Genomic DNA, 24,262 nt, shown 5'->3' with positions numbered 1-24,262 from the left:
CAGGCGGGGCTTTTTAGTGGCCGATGGAGTCAGACGAGAGGTTTAGGCTCGTGTTCTTTTTCCAGGGCTTGTTCGTGTTGCTGTACCGCGTCCTGAACGGAGCGTGGTGCTTCGTCGATTACGGACTCAACCGGCTCGGCAGCGACTTCGGCAATCGGGGCAGGGGCTGCCTCGACAACTTCAGCAGCAACCGGTGCAGCCGTGGCAGCCAGTTCGGCTTCTTTCTGCAGACGCTCGGCTTCACGCTTGCGGCGACGCACTTCACGCGGGTCGTTCGGCGCACGGCCATTTTCGGTCAGGGCGCTGACTGGGGCCGCTTCCACCACTGGTGCAACCACTTCGGCTACAACCGGGGCTTCAACCACTGGAGCAGGCTCGGCAGCCACAACCACTGGCTCGGAGACCATGGCTTCAGCTACCGGGGCTTCAGCGACTGGCGCTGGGGCTTCGACGACTGGCTCGGCAACCCAGTTGAACGCGGTTTGCTCTTCACGAACTTCGCGGACAGCTTCGGTCACCGTTTCGGTGATCGTTTCGACAACCGGTTCTGCGACAACCACTGGCTCAGCGACGAAAGCAGGTTCGGCGGCAGCTTGAACTTCAGGCTGTGCTTCACGAACCGGCGCTACTTCAACTTCCGGAGCGGCTGTGGTTTCTACCGGGGTAGTTGCCTCAACGACCGGCGCTTCTACCGGGGCAGTTTCCTGCACGGCAGCAGTGGCGCGTTCGGCTTGCTCGTTAGCCTCGGCTTCAGCCGGTGCGCTGATCACGGTGCTGGCAACGGCTGCGGTAACCGCCAAGCCGGCGGCCAGATCGGCAGTGCTTGGTGCTTCGTTGGCTTCGCTGCCTTCGCTGCCTTCGGCAGATTCGGACTCTTCCGAACCTTCGATCACGTTGCCGTTGGCATCACGTTGACGCTCGCGACGGTTGCTGCGACGACGCTGGCCGCGGGAGCGACGGCGTGGACGATCGCCTTCGGCGCCTTCCTGACCGTCTTCCTGCAGTTGCTCTTCGTTGGTCAGCAGTTCCTCTTCGGAGACTGTGGCAACAGTTTCCTGTTCGGCACGTGGCTGACGTTCTTCACGCGGTGGGCGTGGAGCGCGTTCTTCGCGTGGCTGACGGGCTGGACGCTCTTCAGCGGTAGCAGCAACGGCAGCGGCTGCAACAGCAGGAGCGGCATCCAGTGGTTCACGCAGTTCACGAACCGGACGCTCTTCGCGGTCGCCACGTGGCTTGCGATCTTCACGAGGAGCGCGCGGTGCGCGTTCTTCACGAGGGGCGCGTGGTGCGCGTTCTTCGCGAGCAACGACTGGCGCAGTGGTCTCTTCACGGGCTTCGCGTGGCTGACGCTCTTCACGCGGTTCGCGTGGTGCGCGTTCTTCACGCGGTGCACGTTCCTCACGAGGCTTGCGTTCTTCATCGCGGCGACCATTACGGTTGCGGCTCTGTTGACGACCGTTGCGACGCTCTTCATTACGCGCCGGACGCTCGGTGGTCGCAGGCTTCTCAACCACGACCGGAGCGGCTGGCTCTTCTTTAGTCGCGAACAGGCTGACCAGCGACTTCACCAGGCCTTTGAACAGGCTTGGCTCTGGTACGGCAACCGGTGCAGCAACAGGAGCGACAGCGACGACTTCGGCCGGAACCGGAGCGTTGGCGCGGGCCGGTGCAGTCTTGACTGCGGCTTCCTGGCGAACCAGGGTGCGGGTCGCAGCGGCTGGCTGGACTTCTTCCACTTCGGCAGCGGCAGCGGCGATTTCGTAGCTGGACTGGTTGATGTGGGCTTCCGGGCTGTCATCGCGCAGACGCTGAACTTCGAAGTGCGGCGTTTCGAGGTGATCGTTCGGCAGAATGACGATGCGGGCACGGGTGCGCAGTTCGATCTTGGTGATCGAGTTGCGTTTTTCGTTGAGCAGGAACGCAGCCACCGGGATTGGCACTTGTGCACGAACTTCGGCGGTGCGGTCTTTCAGGGCTTCTTCTTCGATCAGGCGCAGGATCGCCAGCGACAGCGATTCGACGTCACGGATGATGCCGGTGCCGTTGCAACGCGGGCAAACGATGCCGCTGCTTTCGCCCAGCGATGGACGCAGGCGCTGACGGGACATTTCCAGCAGGCCGAAGCGCGAGATGCGACCGACTTGCACGCGGGCGCGGTCAGCTTCCAGGCATTCGCGGACTTTCTCTTCCACGGCGCGCTGGTTCTTGGCAGGGGTCATGTCGATGAAGTCGATGACGATCAGGCCGCCGATGTCGCGCAAGCGCAACTGACGGGCGATTTCTTCGGCGGCTTCAAGGTTGGTCTGCAGGGCGGTTTCTTCGATGTCGCTGCCTTTGGTGGCGCGCGCCGAGTTGATGTCGATGGACACCAGGGCTTCGGTCGGATCGATAACGATGGAACCGCCGGAAGGCAGTTCAACGACGCGCTGGAAAGCGGTCTCGATCTGGCTTTCGATCTGGAAACGGTTGAACAGCGGAACGCTGTCTTCGTACAGCTTGATCTTGCTGGCGTACTGCGGCATCACCTGGCGGATGAAGGTCAGGGCTTCGTCCTGGGCTTCAACGCTGTCGATCAGCACTTCGCCGATGTCCTGGCGCAGGTAATCGCGGATGGCGCGGATGATCACGTTACTTTCCTGGTAGATCAGGAACGGCGCGGAGCGATCCAGCGAGGCTTCTTTGATAGCGGTCCACAGTTGCAGCAGGTAGTCGAGGTCCCACTGCATTTCTTCGCTGCTGCGGCCCAGGCCGGCAGTGCGAACGATCAGGCCCATGTCGGCTGGAGCAACCAGACCGTTCAGGGCTTCACGCAGTTCGTTGCGCTCTTCGCCTTCGATGCGACGGGAGATACCGCCGGCACGCGGGTTGTTCGGCATCAGCACCAGGTAACGACCGGCCAGGCTGATGAAAGTGGTCAGGGCTGCGCCCTTGTTGCCACGTTCTTCTTTTTCGACCTGAACGATAACTTCCTGGCCTTCGGTCAGGACGTCTTTAATGTTGACGCGGCCTTCGGGGGCTTTCTTGAAGTATTCGCGGGAGATTTCTTTGAGGGGCAGGAAGCCGTGGCGCTCAGAGCCGAAATCGACAAAGGCAGCCTCAAGGCTTGGTTCGATGCGAGTAATCCGGCCTTTATAGATGTTGGCCTTTTTCTGCTCGCGTGCACCGGATTCGATGTCCAGGTCGTAGAGGCGTTGGCCATCTACCAGTGCAACACGCAACTCTTCGGGTTGAGTTGCGTTAATCAGCATTCTTTTCATGTAGTACCGTCGGTTTCCGGGCTGCCGGAAACGGCGTTCGGCACACACGACTTCTCACGGTCGGTGTCAGGTGCGTCAGGAGTGTGGTTGGACACTCCAGTGTCTAGCGATGTCCGGCCAATGTGGGCCGGCGTCGCGACGTACGCGTCCTGCTTGCTGTGGCTACTTAAGCACTCAGTCAGGAGGAGGAATCAACCGGCGGCTGTGGACGAGATGAAGCGTCTTGATAAAGCCTATTGCTACACAGTCCAGCGGTTGTGCATCTCCACCCTACACGTATCCCTGATAATTCGGGTGCTGCCGCGCGCAGAATCCGCAGCGGGTTGGCATTTACCGTGAGCTCCGAAAGGGGGAGGTCACGCATCATGGCTAATTTAGGCGTTGTTTCCGAAGCGTTCGCTCGGGGTCATTCGCAGCTGACTGCACTTTGTGAACTGGCCATGAATATTGGCTCGCAAGGCGAGTGAAAACTCTGCTTTGCTGCTTGATTCAGGCCTCATGTCACCTGCGCTCGTTACACCTGCAAACTCCACCGTTACGTAGCGAAAGCCCCGTAGGACGGCCTCGCGTCCTGGTGAATTGCGTTGGTCAGGGCCGGTTTTTGACCGTTAGTCCGCTGTCCAGGCCGCTTTTGGCGGCGTTCGCGACTATAGCAGCAATGATTAAGTGCTTCAATTCCATAAAAAATTGTTATCATCCGCGCCATGACGACTACTGCCCCTTCGACCCCAGCCGTACAACTGCTGGAGGTCTCGCCGGAATATGCCGGCCAACGCATTGATAACTTCCTTCTCGCCCGGCTCAAAGGCGTGCCCAAGACCTTGATTTACCGCATTTTGCGTAAAGGCGAAGTGCGAGTGAACAAAGGTCGGATCAAGCCCGAATACAAGCTGCAGGCGGGTGATATCGTGCGCGTGCCGCCGGTTCGCGTGCCTGAACGCGACGAGCCGGTGCCACTGGCACAAGGCCTGCTCCAGCGCCTCGAGGCTTCGATTGTCTTCGAGGACAAGGCGCTGATCGTGATCAACAAGCCTTGCGGCATCGCTGTCCACGGCGGCAGCGGCTTGACTTACGGGGTGATCGAAGCCTTTCGTCAGTTGCGTCCGGATTGCAAGGAGCTCGAGCTGGTTCACCGTCTCGATCGTGACACCTCCGGCCTGCTGATGATCGCCAAAAAACGCAGCATGTTGCGTCACTTGCACACGGCATTGCGCGGCGATGGTATCGATAAGCGCTACATGGCGCTGGTCCGCGGTAACTGGGCGGCCTCGATCAAGCAAGTCCGTGCGCCGCTGGGCAAGAGCAATCTGCGCTCCGGCGAGCGCATGGTCGAGGTCGACGAGGAGGAGGGCAAGGAGTCTGTGACCGTGTTCAAGGTCCTGCGTCGTTTTGGTGACTTTGCCACCCTGATCGAAGCCAAGCCGATCACCGGTCGCACTCACCAGATTCGCGTCCATACCTTGCACGCCGGACACTGCATTGCTGGCGACACCAAGTACGGTGATGACGATTTCAGCAAGGAAATTCGTGACCTGGGCGGTAAGCGCCTGTTCCTCCATGCCTACATGCTGACCGTGCCGCTGCCTGATGGCGGCGAGCTGAAGCTGCAGGCGCCTGTGGATGAGATGTGGGCCAAGACTGTGGAGCGCCTGAGTGCACCCCTCTGATTACAAACTGCTGATTTTCGATTGGGATGGCACGCTGGCCGATTCCATTGGTCGGATTGTCGAGGCGATGCATGTCGCGTCCGAGCGTTCCGGTTTTCCGTTGTGCGATGACTTTGCCGTCAAAGGTATTATCGGCCTTGGGTTGCCCGAGGCCATTCGCACGTTGTATCCGCAAATCGGCGATGACGAGCTGATAGTGTTCCGTCAGCACTATGCCGATCACTACATCGCCGCAGAGGCTGTGCCTTCGCCGCTGTTTGAGGGTGTGCTCGAGTCGATGGCAGCGTTTCGGGCTGAGGGCTACCGTTTGGCGGTGGCCACCGGCAAGGCTCGTCGCGGGCTGGATCGGGTGCTCAAGGCGCACGGCTGGGAGACCTATTTCGATATCACCCGTGCGGCGGATGAAACTGCCAGCAAGCCTCACCCTCTGATGCTTGAAGAGATTCTCGCTCATTGCGATGTGCCTGCGGCACAGGCGCTGATGGTCGGGGATTCGTCTTTTGACCTGCAGATGGCGCGTAACGCCGGCATGGATTCGGTTGCGGTGAGTTACGGCGCCCAGTCCATCGAAGCATTGAGGCTGTTCGAGCCGAAGCTGGCCATTGATCGTTTTTCAGAATTGCACGCCTGGCTTAACCAGGCTTAATACGTTTTTGCTGGGGTAGATGGCATGACCGACGAATGGAAAGCGCCTGCCAAGGCAAGCGCGGATGGCGGTGACGATAAAAGCTGGAAGCTGCTGGAAAAGACCTTGCTGGCCAGTGTGCAGGAACAGCGCCGCTCCCGTCGCTGGGGGATTTTCTTCAAGCTGCTGACCTTTGTGTACCTGTTTGGGGTGTTGCTGCTGTTCTCGCCGCTGGTAGACATGGAAAAAAGTGCTACCCGCGGCTCCAGCTACACAGCGTTGATCGACGTGAATGGCGTGATCGCCGACAAGGAGTCTGCCAGCGCCGACAACATTGTTGGCAGTCTGCGTGCGGCCTTTGAAGACACCAAGGTCAAGGGTGTGATCCTGCGCATCAACAGCCCGGGCGGCAGTCCGGTGCAGTCGGGTTACGTGTACGACGAGATCAAGCGTCTGCGTGGCTTGCACCCGGATACCAAGGTGTATGCGGTGATTTCCGATCTCGGCGCTTCCGGCGCTTATTACATCGCCAGCGCGGCGGACGAGATCTATGCGGACAAGGCGAGCCTGGTGGGTTCCATTGGTGTGACGGCGGCCGGCTACGGTTTTGTCGGGACCATGGAGAAGCTTGGTGTCGAGCGTCGCACCTACACCTCTGGCGAGCACAAATCGTTCCTCGACCCGTTCCAGCCGCAGAAGCCCGAGGAAACTCAGTTCTGGCAGGGCGTGCTCGATACCACGCACCAGCAGTTCATCAGCAGTGTGAAGAAGGGGCGTGGCGATCGTCTCAAGGATAAAGAGCATCCGGAGTTGTTCTCCGGGCTGGTCTGGTCTGGCGAGCAGGCGCTGCCGCTGGGCTTGATCGATGGTCTGGGCAATACCAGTTCGGTCGCTCGTGACGTGATCGGCGAGAAAGAACTGGTGGACTTCACTATTCAGGAGTCGACGTTTGATCGCTTCTCGAAGAAGCTTGGTGCCAGCGTGGCTGAGCAATTGGCGATGTGGATGGGGTTTAACGGCCCGTCGCTGCGCTAATACTCATGCGGCATAAAGAAACCGGCCTTGATGGCCGGTTTTTTTATGCGAGCGCAATCCCTGTAGCAGCTGGCGAAGCCTGCGTTCGGCTGCGAAGCAGTCGTAAAATCAGGCAATGCGTTGTTTCAGGAAGGCCTCGTACTCAGGTTTTTACGACTGCTTCGCAGTCGAACGCAGGCTTCGCCAGCTGCTACAAGGGTGTGGTGCTCAGGGGATCTGTACGCCTTCAGCTAATAGCATGTCGATCAAGCGAATCAATGGCAGGCCGATCAGGCTGGTGGCGTCAGGGCCTTCAGTGCTCTGAAACAGACTCACTCCCAAACCTTCGGCCTTGAAGCTGCCAGCGCAGTCGTAGGGCTGTTCTGCGCGCAGATAGCGCTCGATGCGCGCCTGATCGAGTGCGCGCATGTGGACGGTGAAGGGCACGCAATCGACCTGGCAGTGGCCGGTCTGGCTATTGAGCAGGGCCAGGCCGGTCAGGAAGGTCACGCTGGCGCCGCTGGAAGCCAGTAACTGCTCACGGGCCTTTTCGAAGGTGTGGGGTTTGCCGATAATCCGTCCGCCGAGTACCGCCACCTGGTCTGAACCGATGATCAGATGAGCCGAATGGCTGCTGGCCAGTGCGCGTGCTTTCTCTTCGGCCAGGCGTTTTACCAGGTCGATTGCGGCTTCGTCGTGACGATGGCTTTCGTCGATGTCTGGCGAGCTGCAGGTAAATTCAAGCTGCAGGCGGGCCAGCAATTCCCGGCGATAAACCGAGCTTGAAGCGAGTAATAAAGGCAGCATGCGCATCTCCAAAAGGCAGGGGCGAATTCTATCGAGGCTTCCAAGTGACGGACAGGGCTGAATTTCCTTTGACATGGCTGGGTGCATCCCTATAATGCTGCGCCTATGTTGAATGACCCGATTCCACCTCACGTTGACCCGCGCAAATTGGCTGATCGTGGCACCACCCTTCAAGGTGAAATGCTGCTGGCCGATTTGGAGAGACTCTGCGACCCGCTTTCCGACACTGTCGGTACGGTGCAGGCTAAATTCGTTTTTGAACGAGATGAACGTAAATCTGTGGTCATCCACAGCTTTATCGACACCGAGGTCAAAATGGTTTGCCAGCGTTGTCTTGAGCTGGTCACCCTGCCGATCCATAGCGAATGCAGTTATGCTGTGGTGAAGGAGGGTGCGAATACCCAGTCGTTGCCGAAAGGTTATGACGTGCTGGAACTGGGCGAAGATCCATTGGATCTGCAGTCACTGATCGAGGAGGAGCTTCTGCTCGCCTTGCCCATTGTGCCTGCTCATCATCCGGAAGAATGCCAGCAGCCGGCGGGTCTCGATGAGCCCGAACCGAGCGAGGACGAGGTAACGCGGTCCAACCCGTTCAGTGTATTGGCGCAGTTAAAGCGTGACCCAAACGTTTAGGAGTTAATCAATTATGGCTGTTCAGCAGAACAAAAAATCCCGCTCTGCCCGTGACATGCGTCGTTCGCACGACGCCCTGACGGCAAGCACTCTGTCTGTAGAAAAAACCACCGGTGAAATTCACCTGCGTCACCACGTATCGCCAGAAGGCGTATACCGTGGCCGTAAAGTGATCGACAAGGGCGCTGACGAGTAATCACTTGTCTGCTCAAGTCATCGCGATTGACGCAATGGGCGGGGACTTCGGTCCCCGCAGCATTGTTCAGGCCAGTCTTGCTTGCCTGTCTGCTACGCCCTCGCTGCACCTGACCCTCGTCGGTCAAGCCAACCTTTTAGAAGAACTGCTCTCCAGTCATTCGGCTGTGGATCGCGCGCGCCTGTCGATTACGCCGGCGTCCGAAGTCATCACCATGGACGAAAAACCTGCCCAGGCGTTGCGCGGCAAGCCTGATTCGTCAATGCGCGTGGCGCTTGAGTTACTGCGTGATGGCAAGGTCCAGGCCTGTGTCAGCGCCGGCAATACCGGCGCGCTGATGGCGTTGTCGCGGTTTGTGCTCAAGACCTTGCCGGGCATCGATCGTCCGGCGATGGTCGCGGCCATTCCGACCCAGAAGGGTTATTGCCAGTTGCTGGATTTGGGCGCGAACGTCGATTGCAGCGCCGAGCACTTGTTGCAGTTCGCAATCATGGGCTCGGTGGCGGCAGAAACCCTGGGTGTCGTTCGCCCGCGTGTGGCGTTGCTGAACATCGGCACCGAAGACATCAAGGGTAATCAGCAGGTCAAGCTTGCTGCAACATTGTTGCAAAGTGCCCGTGGTATCAATTACATCGGTTTTGTCGAAGGTGACGGTTTGTACCGGGGCGAGGCGGACGTGGTGGTGTGTGACGGCTTTGTCGGCAATATCCTGCTCAAGTCCAGCGAGGGCCTGGCGACCATGATTGCCGGGCGCATTGAAGCCTTGTTCAGGAAAAACCTGGCGTCGAAAATAGTCGGTGCACTGGCGCTGCCTTTGATGAGGCGCTTGCAGGCCGATCTGGCCCCGGCGCGGCACAATGGCGCAAGCTTTCTCGGCTTGCAGGGCATCGTGGTGAAAAGCCATGGTTCGGCCGGGGTGCAGGGCTTTCAGAGTGCGATACAGCGCGCGCTGATCGAGATTCAGGAAAACCTCCCGGAGCGGCTTCACGGTCGTCTGGAGGATTTGTTGCCTTAGGCGTTTTCGTCGGACAATGCTTAAATGTGACCGCTCAGTTCAATTGGCCATCCAACTGTCAGTTTCTTGCGTCCCCAAGCGGGACGTCAATTCTCCGACGACAAGATCATTAGGGGCTTGTTACATGTCTGCTTCCCTCGCATTCGTCTTTCCAGGACAGGGTTCGCAGTCCCTCGGCATGCTGGCCGAGTTGGGCGCGCAACATCCGATTGTCCTCGAAACATTCAAAGAAGCTTCCGATGCTCTGGGTTACGACCTGTGGGCACTGACCCAGCAAGGGCCGGAAGAGCAGCTCAATCAAACCGATAAAACCCAGCCAGCCATTCTGACGGCCTCGATCGCCTTGTGGCGTCTGTGGCTGGCAGAAGGCGGCGCGCGCCCAGCTTATGTCGCCGGTCACAGCCTGGGCGAATACAGCGCCCTGGTAGCTGCAGGCAGCTTGAGCCTGGGCGACGCCGTTAAGCTGGTTGAGCGTCGTGGCCAGTTGATGCAGGAAGCCGTTCCGGCCGGGCAGGGCGGCATGGCCGCTATCCTCGGTCTGGAAGATGCCGACGTGCTGGCAGCCTGTGCCGAAGCGGCGCAAGGCGCAGTGGTCAGTGCGGTCAACTTCAACTCCCGGGTCAGGTCGTTATCGCCGGTGCCAAGGCAGCGGTCGAGCGCGCTATCGAAGGCTGCAAGGCCCGTGGTGCCAAGCGCGCCATGCCGTTACCGGTCAGCGTGCCGTCTCACTGCGAACTGATGCGTCCGGCGGCCGAACGGTTTGCCGAGTCCATCGCTGCCATTGACTGGCAGGCGCCGCAGATCCCGGTGGTACAGAATGTCAGCGCCAGCGTGCCGGCCGATCTGGAAACCCTCAAGCGCGATTTGCTTGAGCAGCTCTACAAGCCTGTGCGCTGGGTTGAATCAGTCCAGGCACTGGCTGCCAAGGGCGCGACCCAATTGGTCGAGTGCGGCCCGGGCAAGGTGCTTGCCGGGCTGAACAAACGCTGCGCCGAAGGCGTGTCGACATCCAACCTCAACACCCCAGACGCTTTCGCTGCCGCCCGCGCAGCGTTGGTCTGAATCAGGAGAAGCTTGCATGAGTCTGCAAGGTAAAGTTGCACTGGTCACCGGCGCGAGCCGTGGTATCGGCCAGGCTATCGCCCTGGAACTGGGTCGTCAGGGCGCCATCGTCATCGGCACCGCGACCTCCGCCTCGGGGGCCGAGCGCATTGCCGCTACCCTGAAAGAAAATGGTATCCAGGGCACTGGCCTGGAACTCAACGTCACCAGCGACGAGTCCGTTGCTGCGGTACTGGCGAGCATCAGTGCACAGTTCGGTGCGCCGGCGATCCTGGTCAACAATGCCGGTATCACCCGCGATAATCTGATGATGCGCATGAAAGACGACGAATGGCATGACGTCGTCGATACCAACCTGAACAGTCTGTTCCGCCTGTCCAAGGGCGTTCTGCGCGGCATGACCAAAGCTCGTTGGGGACGAATTATCAGTATTGGCTCTGTTGTGGGTGCCATGGGCAACGCAGGCCAAGTAAACTACGCAGCCGCCAAGGCCGGTCTGGAAGGTTTCAGCCGTGCATTGGCGCGTGAAGTCGGTTCGCGTTCGATTACGGTAAACTCGGTGGCCCCTGGGTTCATCGACACCGATATGACCCGCGAACTGCCCGAGGCGCAGCGTGAAGCCTTGCAGACGCAGATTCCGCTGGGCCGTCTGGGGCAAGCTCAAGAGATCGCGTCTGTGGTCGCTTTTCTTGCGTCCGACGGTGCGGCTTACGTTACTGGGGCTACAATCCCGGTGAACGGCGGGATGTACATGAGTTAAATGTGACGGATTGCTTCAAAAAAATGTCATACGAGCTGTCTAAAATCCGTTATAAAGCTGCAATCTATTTATAGGCAGAGGGTCCCTGGGTTTGAGGAGTGAAGCTTTCAGTTGAAAAACTGAAAAGTCTTTCTATACACTTACCCACTGGCCAGCTGCCTGAATTTGTCCATTAGGAGTGAAAACAAGGTATGAGCACCATCGAAGAGCGCGTCAAGAAAATCGTTGCTGAGCAACTGGGCGTTAAAGAAGAAGAAGTGGTCAACACTGCTTCCTTCGTTGAAGACCTGGGTGCCGACTCCCTTGACACCGTTGAGCTGGTGATGGCTCTGGAAGAGGAATTCGAGACCGAAATCCCTGACGAAGAAGCTGAGAAGATCACTACTGTACAAGCTGCAATCGATTACGTTACTAACCACCAGGCTTAATAGCTTGTAATCGTTGCTTGCTGTCATGGAAAAACCGCACTGCCATCACGGCGTGCGGTTTTTTCTTTAGGCCTGATGCAAAGTCGTCATTTGAAAAAAGGAGAGTGCTGTGTCGCGTAGACGCGTCGTAGTCACCGGTATGGGTATGTTGTCGCCACTGGGCACGGATGTGCCGAGCAGTTGGCAGGGCATTCTGGCTGGCCGCAGTGGCATTGGTCTGATCGAACACACCGACCTTTCTGCCTATTCCACCCGCTTTGGCGGCTCGGTAAAGGGCTTCAATGTCGAGGAATATCTGTCGGTCAAGGAAGCTCGCAAGCTCGACCTGTTCATTCAATACGGTCTGGCCGCAGGGTTTCAGGCTATGCGCAATTGCGGCCTGGAAGTCACTGACGCCAACCGCGAGCGCATCGGCGTGGCCATGGGTTCGGGTATTGGCGGTTTGACCAATATCGAAGAAACCAGCCGCACGCTGCATGATTCCGGCCCTCGTCGAATTTCACCGTTCTTCGTGCCTGGCTCGATCATCAATATGATTTCCGGTTTCCTGTCCATCCACTTGGGGGCACAGGGACCTAACTACGCCATCGCCACTGCGTGTACCACCGGTACGCACTGCATCGGCATGGCGGCACGCAACATCATGTACGACGAAGCCGATGTGATGATTGCCGGCGGCGCCGAGATGGCGGCCTGCGGTCTGGGCATGGGCGGCTTCGGTGCCTCCCGCGCGCTGTCGACCCGCAACGACGAACCCGCCCGCGCCAGCCGTCCATGGGACAAGGGCCGTGATGGCTTCGTGTTGTCTGACGGTGCCGGTGCACTGGTCCTCGAAGAACTGGAGCACGCCAAGGCTCGCGGCGCGACGATCTACGCCGAGCTGATCGGCTTTGGCACCAGTGGCGATGCCTACCACATGACTTCGCCTCCCGCCGATGGCGCCGGTGCTGCACGTTGCATCACCAATGCACTGCGCGACGCCAGGATCAATGGCGACCAGGTCCAGTACATCAATGCCCACGGCACCTCGACTTCGGCCGGCGACCTCGCTGAAGCCCGTGCGATCAAGTCGGTGTTTGGCGATCACGCTTACAAACTGGCGGTCAGTTCGACCAAGTCCATGACCGGTCACCTGCTGGGTGCAGCGGGCGCCGTCGAGGCGATCTTCAGTGTGCTGGCGATCAACAGCCAGGTGGCGCCGCCGACCATCAACCTTGATGAGCCGGACGAAGGCTGCGACCTCGATTTTGTGCCACACACCGCGCGCAACATGGACATCGATGTGGTGCTGTCCAACTCCTTCGGGTTTGGCGGTACCAACGGCTCGCTGGTGTTCCGCCGGTTCGCGGACTGATGGACAGCTGGGTCGACGGTCAGCCGGCTGACGTTCTGTCGCTGAAGGATCGCGGCCTGGCTTACGGTGATGGCCTGTTCGAGACCATCGCAGTGCGCGGTGGGCAACCGTTGTTGCTGGATCGGCATCTGTCGCGTCTGGCTGACGGCTGTTCGCGCCTGGCGATCACTGCCGATCACCTGTTGATCCGCAGCGAGTTGCAAGCCTATGCCGCCGTGCTGGGTGAAGGTGTGCTCAAGCTCATCCTCACCCGCGGCGACGGTTTGCGCGGTTACGCCCCTGATCCTTCGGCTCAGGCCCGGCGCATTCTGCAAGGCAACCCTCCCGCCGTTTATCCTGTTATTCATGGGGAGCAGGGCGTTCGTTTGTTCCCTTGTGCGACACGATTGTCCAAACAACCTTTGCTCGCCGGCCTCAAGCACCTGAATCGACTTGAACAGGTTATCGCCCGTTCCGAGTGGCAAGACGCCGAGCACGCCGAAGGCTTGATGCTTGATCAGGCCGGTCGCGTGATCGAATGTGTCTTCAGCAATCTGTTCCTGGTCCGCGATGGCGTACTGATCACTGCCGATCTCAAACGCTGCGGCGTGGCCGGCGTGATGCGCGCTGAATTATTGTGTCGGGCTGCGTCATTGGGGATCCCCACGCAAATTACCGACATCAGCCTCGATCAACTGCAATGGGCCGATGAAGTCTTCATCTGCAACAGCGTGTATGGCATCTGGCCGGTTCGCGCCTATGCAGCACTGGGCTGGTCGGTTGGCCCGCTCACCCGTAAACTCCAAACCATTGCCCGCGCGCTACTGGATGCTTGATACGTGAGACGTAAATTCTTGCTGCTGCTGGAAACCGGACTGGTTCTGGCGGGGCTGCTGTTGGGCGCTTCGGCCTGGAAAATCAATTCGGCACTGGAACAGCCGCTGAACATCACCCAGGAAGAACTGCTGGAGGTGCCCAAAGGTTCTACGCCGACCGGCACTTTCATTCGACTCGAAACCGATGGCGTCATCAAGGACGCGTTCTGGTTGCGCGTCTATTGGCGTTTCAATCTCGCCGGCACGCCGATCCATAGCGGCGAATACCGCATGCTCCCCGGCATGACCGTCGATGGTCTGATCGATCTGTGGAAGCGCGGTGAAGTGGTGCAGTACAGCGTGACGCTGGTCGAGGGCTGGAATTTCCGGCAGGTCCGTGCGGCGCTGGCCAAGGACGACAAGCTCAAACAAACCCTGACGGGTCTGACGGATACGCAAGTGATGGACAAGCTGGGCCATAGCGGGATTTTCCCTGAGGGCCGCTTCTTTCCGGACACTTACAGTTTTGTGCGTGGCATGTCCGACGCCGAACTGCTGAAAAAGCCTATGACCGCCTCGACGAAGTGCTCGCCAAGGAATGGGAGAGGCGCGCTGCCGATGCGCCGTACACCGAACCCTATCAGGCGCTGATCATGGCCTCGCTGGTGGAGAAGGAAACCGGCGTGCCACAAGAACGTGGGCAAATCGCCGGCGTGTTTGTGCGGCGGATGGCGATCGGCATGTTGCTACAGACCGATCCGACGGTGATCTATGGTCTGGGTGATCGTTACCAGGGCAAGTTGACTCGCGCCCATCTCAAGGAAGCGACACCGTACAACACCTATATGATCTCCGGCCTGCCGCCGACTCCGATTGCCATGGTCGGTCGTGAAGCGATTCATGCGGCGTTGAACCCGGTGGCCGGCAACAGCCTGTATTTCGTGGCTCGCGGTGACGGCAGCCATGTGTTCTCCGATGACCTGGACGCCCACAACACGGCAGTGCGCGAGTTCCAGCTCAAGCGTCGTGCCGATTACCGCTCCAGCCCGGCACCGGCTAATGCTCCGGTGACGCCGGATGCCGAAACGCCGATCCCCGCCGCATCCCCCGATACCGCGACCGAAGCAGTGCCGCAGGTGCCGACGCAGAAGCCCGCTCCTGCACCGACGACCGCGCCTGAAGCATCACCGCCAACGCCGGCGCAAGAGCCTGCACCCGCACCGGATGCACCCGCGCCGCAAAGCCCGCAATGACTCTGATTAAGGACTGCCTGTGACTGGCTTGTTTATTACCCTCGAAGGCCCCGAAGGCGCCGGCAAGAGCACCAATCGCGAATACCTGGCCGAGCGCCTGCGCGCCGCCGGTATCGAAGTGTTGTTGACCCGCGAGCCGGGCGGTACGCCGTTGGCCGAGCGCATCCGCGAAGTGCTGCTGGCGCCGGTGGGCGAAGTCATGAACCCCGACACCGAGCTGTTGCTGGTGTTCGCCGCGAGAGCCCAGCATCTGGCCGAGGTGATTCGCCCGGCGTTGGCTCGTGGCGCGGTGGTCTTGTGTGACCGTTTTACCGACTCGACTTACGCTTATCAGGGGGGCGGTCGCGGTTTGTCGCTGGAGCGCATCGCGACGCTGGAAACCTTCGTCCAGGGCGACTTGCGCCCGGACTTGACGCTGATTTTCGATCTGCCGGTAGAAATCGGCCTGGCCCGTGCCAGTGCACGCGGTCGACTGGATCGCTTCGAACTCGAAGGTCGAGCCTTTTTTGATGCCGTGCGCAGTGCTTTCCTCGCGCGTGCTGAAGCAGATCCTGCGCGTTATGTGCTGGTGGATGCTGCCCAGACGCTGGCGCAGGTTCAGCAGTCGCTGGATGCGTTGCTGCCGCGCTTGCTGGAGTTGGCCCGTGGCTGAGGCCTATCCATGGCAGGACGCCCTCTGGCAGCAGTTGGCGGGGCGTAAACAGCATGCTCACGCGTATTTGCTGCATGGCCCGGCAGGGATCGGCAAGCGTGCCTTGGCCGAGCGACTGATGGCGCATCTGCTTTGCCAGCGTCCAACCGCGCAGGATGCTTGCGGCGAGTGCAAATCCTGCCTGTTGCTCAAGGCCGGCAGTCACCCCGACAACTACATTCTCGAGCCGGAAGAGGCGGACAAGGCGATCAAGGTCGATCAGGTTCGTGATCTGGTCGGTTTCGTTGTCCAGACTGCGCAGATGGGCGGGCGTAAAGTGGTGCTGATCGAGCCGGTAGAGTCAATGAACGTCAACGCCGCCAACGCCTTGCTCAAAAGCCTTGAAGAGCCGTCCGGCGATACGGTGTTGCTGCTGGTCAGCCACCAGACCAGTCGTCTGTTGCCGACGATCAAGAGCCGCTGCCAGCAGCAGGCCTGTCCGCTGCCGAGCGAGGCGATGAGCCTGGCCTGGTTGGCGACGGCTCTGCCGGATTGCTCGCAGGAAGAACGCGTCGAACTGCTGACCCTGGCCGCCGGTTCGCCATTGGCCGCGGTCAAGTTGCAGACACAAGGCGTACGCGAACAGCGGGCGCTGGTGGTCGAAGGCGTGAAGAAGTTGCTCAAGCAACAGCAGTCGCCGACGCAGCTCGCCGAAGAATGGAAAAGCATCCCGCAATTGCTGTTGTTCGACTGGTTCTGTGATTGGTCGAGCCTGATCCTGCGTTATCAGTTGACCCAGGATGAGGAAGGCCTGGGCCTGACGGACATGCGCAAGGTCATTCAATACCTGGCGCAGAAAACCGCGCAGGGCAAAGTGCTGGCTATTCAGGACTGGATTCTCGCCCAGCGTCAGAAAGTGATGAGCAAAGCCAACCTCAATCCGGCGTTGTTGCTTGAAGCGCTGTTGGTGCAATGGGCGTCTTTGCCTATCCAGAAGTGACCGTGTGCGCCTAGACTCTGACCATCAGCAGTGGAGGTCAGCATGAATGAACCGCTCAACACCGGACCCCGTAACGGCATCCTGTCCCTGACCATCAAGGACAAGTCTGTGCTGTACGCCGCCTACATGCCGTTCATCAAGAACGGTGGCCTGTTCATCCCGACCAACAAAAGCTACAGGCTGGGCGATGAAGTGTTCATGTTGCTGAACCTGATGGACGAGGCGGAAAAGATTCCGGTCGCCGGCAAAGTGACCTGGATCACTCCCAAAGGTGCACAGGGTAACCGGGCCGCCGGAGTTGGCGTGCAGTTCAATGACGGTGACAACACCGCCCGCAGTCGAATCGAAACTCATCTGGCCGGAGCCCTGAAATCCGACCGTCCTACTCATACGATGTAAGTTGCAGCCCTTTTATGCTCGTAGATTCCCATTGTCACCTTGATCGCCTCGACCTCGCCGCTCACGACGGCTCTCTGGATGCCGCACTCGATGCGGCGCGTCAGCGCGGGGTCGGGCACTTTCTGTGTATTGGCGTCAGTGTCGAAAATGCCGCCGATGTCAAAGCCCTGGCCGAGCGTTACGACGACGTTGATTGTTCGGTGGGCGTGCATCCGCTGGATGTTCAGCCCGGTGCCGCGCCCGCGCTCGATTGGCTGCTGCAAGAGCTGAATCATCCGCGCGTGGTGGCGATCGGTGAAACCGGCCTGGATTATCACTACGAGCCGCAAGCGGCCGAGCTCCAGCAGCAATCGTTCAGCCTGCACCTGCAAGCCGCCAGGCAGACCGGCAAACCGGTGATCATCCACACCCGTGGAGCTCGCGCCGACACCTTGAACCTGTTGCGCGAGGCTGCATTGCCCCAGGCTGGCGTGCTGCATTGCTTTACCGAAGACTGGGACATGGCCAAGGCAGCGCTGGACATGGGCTATTACATTTCTCTGTCCGGGATTGTGACCTTCCGCAACGCCGATGCCCTGCGAGATGTGGCGAGCAAAGTGCCGGCCGACCGTTTGCTGGTGGAAACCGATTCGCCGTACCTGGCGCCGATCCCTTATCGCGGTAAACCGAACCTGCCGCAATATGTGCGGGAAGTGGCAGAGTTTCTGGCGATGTTGCGGGGGGAGTCTTATGAGCGGTTTGCCGAGCAGACGACTGAGAACTTCAAGCGGTTGTTTCCGTTGGCGCACGTCAGGGCTTCGGTGTAACGCCGATAAAGATCGCAGCCTTCGGCAGCTCCTACGGGGTCGATGACCCCTGAATCGCAGGCAAAAAAAACCCGGGTTCTGGGGGGTGAATCCGGGTTAAGACCATTAGGAGTAAAACAAAGGTACGCGGTCCGTTGGTACCTATATCGGCGCGACACTTGGGGGAGATGCCTCGCCGACAGTTCAAGTATTGATCAGTATTGCGCCGACGCCAGTTTCGCCGCCCCGGTTTTTAAACAAATTTGGAATACGGGCGCTTCGGAAGAGTTCTCATCAATCGACGACCCTGCATGAAATCATCAGGAAACACAGATATGCTCGGATGATCCGTGCATTTTTGCGCAAGTTAGGCATAATACGCGGCTTCGAATTTTGACCCCAACAGACCTTTTCTTATGCATAAAGAACCTCGTAAGGTCCGTGAGTTTCGTCGCCGCGAGCAAGAAATTCTCGATACCGCGCTCAAGCTGTTCCTCGAACTAGGTGAAGACAGTGTCACCGTCGAGATGATTGCTGATGCCGTCGGTATCGGCAAAGGCACGATCTACAAGCACTTCAAATCCAAGGCGGAGATCTACCTGCGCCTGATGCTCGATTACGAGCGCGATTTGAACGAGCTGTTGCATTCGGCCGATGTCGACAAGGACAAGGAAGCCCTGTCCCGGGCCTACTTCGAATTCCGCATGCGCGATCCGCAACGCTATCGCTTGTTCGATCGCCTGGAAGAAAAGGTGGTCAAGGGCAACCAGGTACCGGAGATGGTCGTGGAGCTGCACAAGATCCGTGCCTCGAACTTCGAACGCCTGACCCTGCTGATCAAGGGCCGGATCAGTGAAGGCAAGCTCGAAGACGTGCCGCCGTACTTCCATTACTGCGCGTCCTGGGCGCTGGTGCACGGCGCCGTGGCGCTGTATCACTCGCCGTTCTGGAGCAATGTGCTGGAAGATCAGGAAGGTTTCTTCCAGTTCCTGATGGACATCGGCGTGCGCATGGGCAACAAGCGCAAGCGCGATACCGACACGCCAAGCAGCTGAACCATTCAGTTGCCTTATTGCGCCATTATTTCGCTACATGGCGCAGTACCGCAGGAATATACTCAGGCTTGGGACTTGCTAAAACTTGATTTGTGAGTCAGGTTTTAGCGGTCCGAATATCCTTTCGCCGGAGTGACCATGATCGTTGACCGTCAAGGCAGGCGTTTTCGCAATTTGCGGATCAGCCTGACCTCCGCCTGCAATTACGCGTGTACCTATTGCGTGCCTAACGGCAAGCGCTTGGTGGCGGCGCAGGATGAACTGTCGGCCGAGGCCATGGCGCGTGGCGTGGCGTATCTGATCGAGGCCGCCGGCATCGAGCGTTTGCGCATCACCGGCGGCGAGCCGCTGGTCAGCCCCAAACTCGAAGCCTTCATGACTGCCGTCGGCCAGATGGGCCTTGAGGACATCAGCCTCACCACCAATGGTCAGCTGCTGGCGAAAAAACTGCCGCTGCTGGTGGATGCCGGCATCCGGCGCATCAACGTTTCCCTCGATACCCTGGACGCCAGTGCGTTTCGCACCATTGCCCGTGGTGGCGATCTGGCGACGGTGCTCGATGGCATGGACCAGGCGGCAGCTGCCGGCATCAAGATCAAGGTCAACATGGTGCCGTTGCGCGGGCAGAACCTCGATCAGGTGATGCCGCTGCTCGATTACTGCCTGGAGCGTGGCTATGAGCTGCGGTTTATCGAGCTGATGCGCATGGGTCACCTGGCCAGCGACAACAACGCCTTCCTGCAACAGTTCGTCAGCCTTCAGCAGTTGCTGAGTCTGATCGGTGAGCGCTACGAATACCTGCAAGCCGACGCGCCGGTGGATGCCACGGCGGTACGCTACGCGATTCCGGGGGTGGGCCACTTCGGCGTGATCGCCAACGAAAGCGTGCCGTTCTGCCGGACCTGTTCACGCCTGCGGCTGTCGTCCACCGGTTGGCTCCATGGCTGCCTGTCGTCGAGTAATCGCCACTATGTCGGCGACCTGCTGGACAAGCCGCGCCATCAAGCGCTGCCGGCCTTGCAGCGACTGCTGGTGAAAGCCCTGGGGGACAAGCAGGAAGTGGCGTTCTCCGGTGGCGCGACCATCATGAAAATCATCGGCGGCTGATAGTCCCTCTTCGCGGGCAAGCCTCGCTCCTACAGGATTGATGTCGGCCACTAACTTGTGAACGACATAAACCCGTAGGAGCGAGGCTTGCCCGCGAAAGCGATCTCCCTATCATTTAAAAACCTCCGAATCACCACAGCCTATGGAGCTGGCGCGGAAGCTGCATTCAACGCCCATTCGCCGGTTTTCCGTCACCGGCCTCTGGAGGGTAGGATGCGTAGCCTGGTTTTGCTGCTGGCCGTTTTGGCGCTTGGTGGCTGCATGAATGTCAGCGATATGGGCGAAGGTGTTCGCTACCACATGAGCGACGCGGGGCTGTTGGATCACAGCAACAGCCAGCGCGTGAACAACTTCCGCATTCAGCCGGACTCGTTCATCTACATCGCCCAGGGGGCTTTCGCGCCGCCGGGCAGCGCCTACCCACGGCCTAACGTGGTGGCTGAAACAGCTTTCGAAGGCTTTATCGAATATTTCCCGATGGTCCGCCGCGCCCGTGCGCCGGAAGGCCTCGACGCCGCCATGGCTGAAGCTCGTGCTGCTGGCGCGCATTACCTGCTCTACACTCGGTTTGCCAAGGCTGACGACCGCATCGGCAACTCGGACGAATGGCTCGACCAGGAAGCCGTGGACCGTCTCGGTATCGACAGCGGGGTGATTCAGATCATGTTGATCGAGACCAGTACCCAGTATTTGATTGATACTGCACGGATCAAGAGTCGTGGCGGTTTACTGACGTTCCATGACACCAAGCCAGAAGACCTGCTGGGCCCGCCGCTGGAGCAATACGCTCGTGGCTTGCTGGGGCTTAGCGACCAGTAACTCATAGGAGATCGCCATGAGTGGCCCGCAAAAAGCCGTCGACCTGTTGGGGCAAATCCCCAAGACCAAAGGCTTGCCCCCGGTCCACCTGTGGAACCCCGACTTCTGCGGCGCCATCGACATGCGCATCGCCCGCGACGGCACCTGGTATTACCTGGGCACGCCGATCGGGCGTAAGCCGATGGTCAAGCTGTTCTCCACCATCATTCGCCGCGACGGCGATGATTACTTCCTGATCACCCCGGTCGAGAAAGTCGGCATCAAGGTCGATGACGCGCCGTTTGTGGCGATTGCCGTGGACGTCGAAGGCGAGGGCGAAGCCCAGGTCTTGCGCTTCACCACCAATGTCGATGAGACGGCCGAGGCGGGCGCTGAACATCCCATCCGCGTGATGATTGATCCAGTGACCCAGGAGCCTGCGCCGTACGTGCACGTGCGGACCAACCTTGAAGCGTTGATCCATCGCAATGTGTTCTACCAATTGGTGGAACTGGCGGTGAGCCGTGAAATCGACGGGCAGCGATGGTTGGGTGTGTGGAGTGGCGGTGTTTTCTTCCCCATCGGTCTAGAGCCATAAACGAACCAAAAATGTGGGAGCGGGCTTGCTCGCGAAGACGGAGTGTCAGTCAGCAGAGATGTTTTCTGACACACCGCTTTCGCGAGCGAGCCCGCTCCCACTTTTGTTTTGTGTGCACCTCAAAAATCAAATTGACACCCAATCATATGATGATTAGCGTGGACCTCCATTGCGAACGGCTTTTTGCCGTCCCTCCATTGAGGTTCCCATGTCCAGCAGTTTTCATGCGTCGACGGTCGATTGGCTAGGCTGCTGGATTGCTGCCGGCCAGGTTAAGCCCGGCGAAACCATCAAGGTTGAAGCCGACCTGGGCGAGCAGCTCGGGGTCAGTCGCACGGTCATCCGCGAAGCCATCAAAACCCTGGTCGCCAAAGGCCTGCTCGAAGTCGGGCCAAAGGTCGGTACGCGAGTGCTGCCGGTGCGCCGCTGGAACCTGTTTGATCCGCAAGTCGTCGGCTGGTTGTCCCGCAGCGGCTTGCCGGAAAACTTTGTCGACGACTTGCTCGACCTGCGCCGCACCATCGAACCCATGGCCGTGCGCTGGGCCTGTGAACGGGCCACTGTCGAACAGGTGCAGGCGATCCTTCAGGCCTGCAACGCGCTGGAACGAGCGGTGGACAGCGGCATTGACTACAACCGCGCCGACCAGTTCTTCCACGAGTGCATCCTCGCCGCCAGCCACAATCAATTCATCGAACAAATGGTCCCGGCCCTCGGTGCGCTGCTGGCGGTGTCGTTCGAGGTCTCCGCCGCCGACCCGGACGAACTGCGCCGCACATTGCCAATCCACAAAGACATGGCCGACGCCATCGCGGCCCGGGATGCCGCGCGGGGCGTGTGGGCCTGCATGACCCTGATCGACAACGCCGACCTGGCGATCAAGCGTTTCTACCCGCAAGTCATGGCCGACAAAAAAGCCAGCTGACAACACAAATCCCCTTCTTGTAGGAGCAAGGCTTGCCCGCGAAAGCGTCGACACATTCAACATTGATGTCACAGATCCACAGCCTTCGGGAGCAAGCGCCCTCCCACATTAAAACAAGAACAATGCAGGAGGTTTCATGACGTGGACTGCCGTTACCGAACACCGGGCAGGACTGGGTGAAGGCCCATTCTGGGATGTACCGACCCAAGCGCTCTACTGGGTAGACATCGCCGGCAGACAAGCGCTGCGATTGATCGGCAACAACGTGCAGATCTGGCAAATGCCCGAACACGTGTCGGCCTTCATCCCTTGCGAAAGCGGCGATGCGCTGGTGACCCTGAGCAGCGGCGTATATCGACTGGACCTGGATTCGCCAGGCCTGGAACCGCGCCTGACCTTGCTCTGCATCGCCGACCCACAACCCGGTAATCGTCCCAACGAAGCCCGCTGCGATGTGCTCGGCCGGCTCTGGCTCGGCACCATGCAAAACAACATTGGTGAGCAGGGCGAGGACTTGCCCATCGAGCGCCGTTCCGGTGGCTTGTTTCGCATCGATCGCGATGCGCGGGTCACGCCGCTGCTCAGGGGGCTGGGCATTCCCAACACGCTGTTGTGGAGCGATGACCTGACCCGCGTGTATTTCGCCGACAGCCTCGACAGTACGCTCTACGAACACGTCATCCGCACCGACGGCAACCTCGAAACTGCACAAGTCTGGTTCGGTCCCCACGAGCGCGGCGGCCCGGATGGTTCGGCAATGGATGCGCAGGGCTATCTCTGGAACGCCCGATGGGACGGCAGCTGTCTGCTGCGATTAAGCCCCCAAGGCCGTATCGATCAAATCATCGAACTGCCCATCAGCCGCCCCACCAGTTGTGTGTTCGGCGGTGAAGACCTGAAAACCCTCTACATCACCAGTGCTGCCAGCCCGCTCAACCATCCATTGGACGGCGCAGTTCTGTCGATTCGGTTGGATGTACCCGGAAAATTCTGTACGAGATTTGCTGGTTAAATCCCAATATATGAGATGTAAAATTATATATTGAGATTATTTGGTGGTCGGGTTTATAGTCGGCTCCATCAGTTACACGCACTCACACTTAAAAAAACAAAACAGGTGAAGTGATGCAGCGATTTTCTCAAAAGCTTTTCGGCCGGACATCGACAGGTGCCCGGTTTTTGTTGTGCCTGGAAAAAGGAGCCTTGATCCATGGCTGAAGCTCTTTCCTTGCCACCGGTGCCCGAGCCGCCGAAGGGCGAACGACTGAAAAATAAAGTCGTGTTGCTGACAGGCGCGGCTCAAGGCATCGGTGAAGCAATCGTCGCGACCTTCGCCTCCCAGCAAGCCAAGCTGATCATCAGCGATATCCAGGGCGAGAAAGTCGAAAAAGTTGCGGCCCACTGGCGGGGCAAAGGTTTCGACGTCCAGGCAATCAAGGCTGACGTGTCCAACCAGCAAGACCTGCACGCCATGGCCAAACTGGCAGTCGAACGTCACGGACGGATCGACGTGCTGGTCAACTGCGCCGGGGTCAACGTGTTCCGCGATCCGCTGGAAATGACCGAAGAAGACTGGCGCCGTTGCTTCGCCATCGACCTGGACGGCGCCTGGTACGGCTGCAAGGCCGTGCTGGCGCAGATGATCGAGCAGGGCATCGGCAGCATCATCAACATCGCCTCGACCCATTCGACTCACATCATTCCCGGGTGCTTCCCGTACCCGGTGGCCAAGCACGGCTTGCTTGGCCTGACCCGTGCCCTCGGCATCGAGTACGCCCCGAAGGGTATTCGCGTCAACGCCATTGCACCGGGCTACATCGAAACCCAATTGAACGTCGATTACTGGAACGGTTTTGCCGACCCACAGGCTGAGCGTCAGCGGGCCTTTGATCTGCATCCACCACGCCGCATCGGTCAGCCGATGGAAGTGGCGATGACTGCCGTGTTCCTGGCCAGCGATGAAGCGCCGTTCATCAATGCTTCCTGCATCACCATCGATGGTGGTCGCTCGGTGATGTACCACGACTGAGCAAATGGATTTCAGGCGCGGAACTCGGTCTGAAATCCAATCATCATACAATATGACTATTGGCTTCACG

At 59.3% G+C, this 24,262-nt stretch carries 23 protein-coding genes and 2 pseudogenes; 23 read left to right on the top strand and 2 right to left on the bottom strand.

The genetic code is table 11. From position 1 onward, the window contains the following. Positions 1-29: 29 nt before the first annotated feature. Positions 30-3,257 (bottom strand): ribonuclease E, encoded by a 3,228-nt coding sequence (rne, locus tag JFV26_RS08800; RefSeq protein WP_201191526.1) that lies wholly within the window; start codon positions 3,255-3,257, stop codon positions 30-32. Between the two features lie 704 nt (positions 3,258-3,961). Here rne and rluC point away from each other — a divergent pair. The 3 genes from rluC to sppA are packed head-to-tail and all read left to right on the top strand — an operon-like array spanning position 3,962 to position 6,584. Continuing rightward, positions 3,962-4,924, top strand: coding sequence for a 23S rRNA pseudouridine(955/2504/2580) synthase RluC (gene rluC, locus JFV26_RS08795; RefSeq protein WP_201191524.1), 963 nt, complete (start codon positions 3,962-3,964; stop codon positions 4,922-4,924). Beyond that, entirely contained in the window at positions 4,911-5,570 is a 660-nt protein-coding gene (locus tag JFV26_RS08790) for an HAD-IA family hydrolase (protein WP_201191522.1), read from the top strand. The genes rluC and JFV26_RS08790 overlap by 14 nt, the downstream gene beginning before the upstream one ends. 24 nt (positions 5,571-5,594) lie before the next feature. Then, positions 5,595-6,584 carry a signal peptide peptidase SppA gene (sppA, locus tag JFV26_RS08785; RefSeq protein ID WP_201191520.1) on the top strand — a complete coding sequence of 330 codons (990 nt, stop codon included), beginning with the start codon at positions 5,595-5,597 and terminating at the stop codon, positions 6,582-6,584. A gap of 207 nt (positions 6,585-6,791) precedes the next feature. On the opposite strand, the gene JFV26_RS08780 is transcribed toward sppA, so the two are convergent. After that, positions 6,792-7,370: a Maf family protein gene (locus tag JFV26_RS08780; protein ID WP_201191518.1), complete on the bottom strand. Its 579-nt coding sequence runs from the start codon at positions 7,368-7,370 to the stop codon at positions 6,792-6,794. 105 nt (positions 7,371-7,475) lie between these two features. Here JFV26_RS08780 and JFV26_RS08775 point away from each other — a divergent pair, with 105 nt between their 5' ends. The 20 genes and pseudogenes from JFV26_RS08775 to JFV26_RS08680 all read left to right on the top strand — a co-directional run bounded on the left by JFV26_RS08775 (position 7,476) and on the right by JFV26_RS08680 (position 24,192). Then, positions 7,476-8,003, top strand: a complete 528-nt coding sequence (locus tag JFV26_RS08775; RefSeq protein ID WP_008152342.1) for a YceD family protein — start codon at positions 7,476-7,478, stop codon at positions 8,001-8,003. A gap of 13 nt (positions 8,004-8,016) precedes the next feature. Continuing rightward, the gene (gene rpmF, locus JFV26_RS08770; protein WP_008152339.1) at positions 8,017-8,199 is read left to right on the top strand and encodes a 50S ribosomal protein L32; all 183 of its coding nucleotides are present in this window, start codon (positions 8,017-8,019) and stop codon (positions 8,197-8,199) included. Positions 8,200-8,203: 4 nt separating this feature from the next. Then, positions 8,204-9,214 carry a phosphate acyltransferase PlsX gene (plsX, locus tag JFV26_RS08765; protein WP_201191515.1) on the top strand — a complete coding sequence of 337 codons (1,011 nt, stop codon included), beginning with the start codon at positions 8,204-8,206 and terminating at the stop codon, positions 9,212-9,214. Positions 9,215-9,338: 124 nt separating this feature from the next. After that, positions 9,339-10,276: pseudogene (gene fabD / locus JFV26_RS08760) on the top strand (ACP S-malonyltransferase). A 16-nt stretch (positions 10,277-10,292) separates the two neighbouring features. Next, a complete protein-coding gene (gene fabG, locus JFV26_RS08755) occupies positions 10,293-11,036 on the top strand; it encodes a 3-oxoacyl-ACP reductase FabG (protein ID WP_201191512.1) in 744 nt (247 codons plus the stop codon). Positions 11,037-11,227: 191 nt separating this feature from the next. Then, the gene (gene acpP / locus JFV26_RS08750) at positions 11,228-11,464 is read left to right on the top strand and encodes an acyl carrier protein (protein WP_003442511.1); all 237 of its coding nucleotides are present in this window, start codon (positions 11,228-11,230) and stop codon (positions 11,462-11,464) included. 109 nt (positions 11,465-11,573) lie between these two features. Then, positions 11,574-12,818 (top strand): beta-ketoacyl-ACP synthase II, encoded by a 1,245-nt coding sequence (fabF, locus tag JFV26_RS08745; protein WP_201191510.1) that lies wholly within the window; start codon positions 11,574-11,576, stop codon positions 12,816-12,818. Then, positions 12,818-13,633, top strand: a complete 816-nt coding sequence (pabC, locus tag JFV26_RS08740; RefSeq protein WP_201191508.1) for an aminodeoxychorismate lyase — start codon at positions 12,818-12,820, stop codon at positions 13,631-13,633. Before fabF ends, pabC begins: the two co-directional genes overlap by 1 nt. Positions 13,634-13,768: 135 nt before the next feature. Further along, positions 13,769-14,865, top strand: a pseudogene (mltG, locus tag JFV26_RS08735) (endolytic transglycosylase MltG). Between the two features lie 19 nt (positions 14,866-14,884). After that, positions 14,885-15,517, top strand: a complete 633-nt coding sequence (gene tmk / locus JFV26_RS08730) for a dTMP kinase (RefSeq protein WP_201191506.1) — start codon at positions 14,885-14,887, stop codon at positions 15,515-15,517. After that, a complete protein-coding gene (locus tag JFV26_RS08725; RefSeq protein WP_201191504.1) occupies positions 15,510-16,496 on the top strand; it encodes a DNA polymerase III subunit delta' in 987 nt (328 codons plus the stop codon). Before tmk ends, JFV26_RS08725 begins: the two co-directional genes overlap by 8 nt. Before the next feature lie 42 nt (positions 16,497-16,538). Beyond that, the gene (locus JFV26_RS08720) at positions 16,539-16,895 is read left to right on the top strand and encodes a PilZ domain-containing protein (protein ID WP_201191502.1); all 357 of its coding nucleotides are present in this window, start codon (positions 16,539-16,541) and stop codon (positions 16,893-16,895) included. Positions 16,896-16,909: 14 nt separating this feature from the next. After that, on the top strand, positions 16,910-17,701 hold the full coding sequence (locus tag JFV26_RS08715) for a TatD family hydrolase (RefSeq protein ID WP_201191500.1): 792 nt from the start codon (positions 16,910-16,912) through the stop codon (positions 17,699-17,701). Between the two features lie 395 nt (positions 17,702-18,096). Beyond that, positions 18,097-18,735: a TetR/AcrR family transcriptional regulator gene (locus JFV26_RS08710; protein ID WP_201191498.1), complete on the top strand. Its 639-nt coding sequence runs from the start codon at positions 18,097-18,099 to the stop codon at positions 18,733-18,735. A 138-nt stretch (positions 18,736-18,873) separates the two neighbouring features. After that, positions 18,874-19,842 (top strand): GTP 3',8-cyclase MoaA, encoded by a 969-nt coding sequence (locus tag JFV26_RS08705; RefSeq protein ID WP_201191496.1) that lies wholly within the window; start codon positions 18,874-18,876, stop codon positions 19,840-19,842. Positions 19,843-20,055: 213 nt separating this feature from the next. Then, on the top strand, positions 20,056-20,661 hold the full coding sequence (locus tag JFV26_RS08700) for a DUF4823 domain-containing protein (RefSeq protein WP_201191495.1): 606 nt from the start codon (positions 20,056-20,058) through the stop codon (positions 20,659-20,661). A gap of 16 nt (positions 20,662-20,677) precedes the next feature. After that, positions 20,678-21,238, top strand: coding sequence for a DUF1285 domain-containing protein (locus JFV26_RS08695; protein ID WP_201191493.1), 561 nt, complete (start codon positions 20,678-20,680; stop codon positions 21,236-21,238). 208 nt (positions 21,239-21,446) lie between these two features. Next, positions 21,447-22,163, top strand: coding sequence for a FadR/GntR family transcriptional regulator (locus JFV26_RS08690; RefSeq protein WP_201191492.1), 717 nt, complete (start codon positions 21,447-21,449; stop codon positions 22,161-22,163). Between the two features lie 136 nt (positions 22,164-22,299). Further along, the gene (locus JFV26_RS08685) at positions 22,300-23,175 is read left to right on the top strand and encodes an SMP-30/gluconolactonase/LRE family protein (RefSeq protein WP_201191490.1); all 876 of its coding nucleotides are present in this window, start codon (positions 22,300-22,302) and stop codon (positions 23,173-23,175) included. Positions 23,176-23,373: 198 nt separating this feature from the next. Then, positions 23,374-24,192 (top strand): SDR family oxidoreductase, encoded by an 819-nt coding sequence (locus JFV26_RS08680; RefSeq protein WP_201191489.1) that lies wholly within the window; start codon positions 23,374-23,376, stop codon positions 24,190-24,192. Positions 24,193-24,262 lie beyond the last annotated feature (70 nt).

Source organism: Pseudomonas sp. TH31 (assembly GCF_016650815.1).
Taxonomy (GTDB): Bacteria; Pseudomonadota; Gammaproteobacteria; order Pseudomonadales; family Pseudomonadaceae; genus Aquipseudomonas.
Note: the sequence above shows the minus strand (reverse complement) of the source record. Positions and strands in the feature narration are given on the sequence as shown.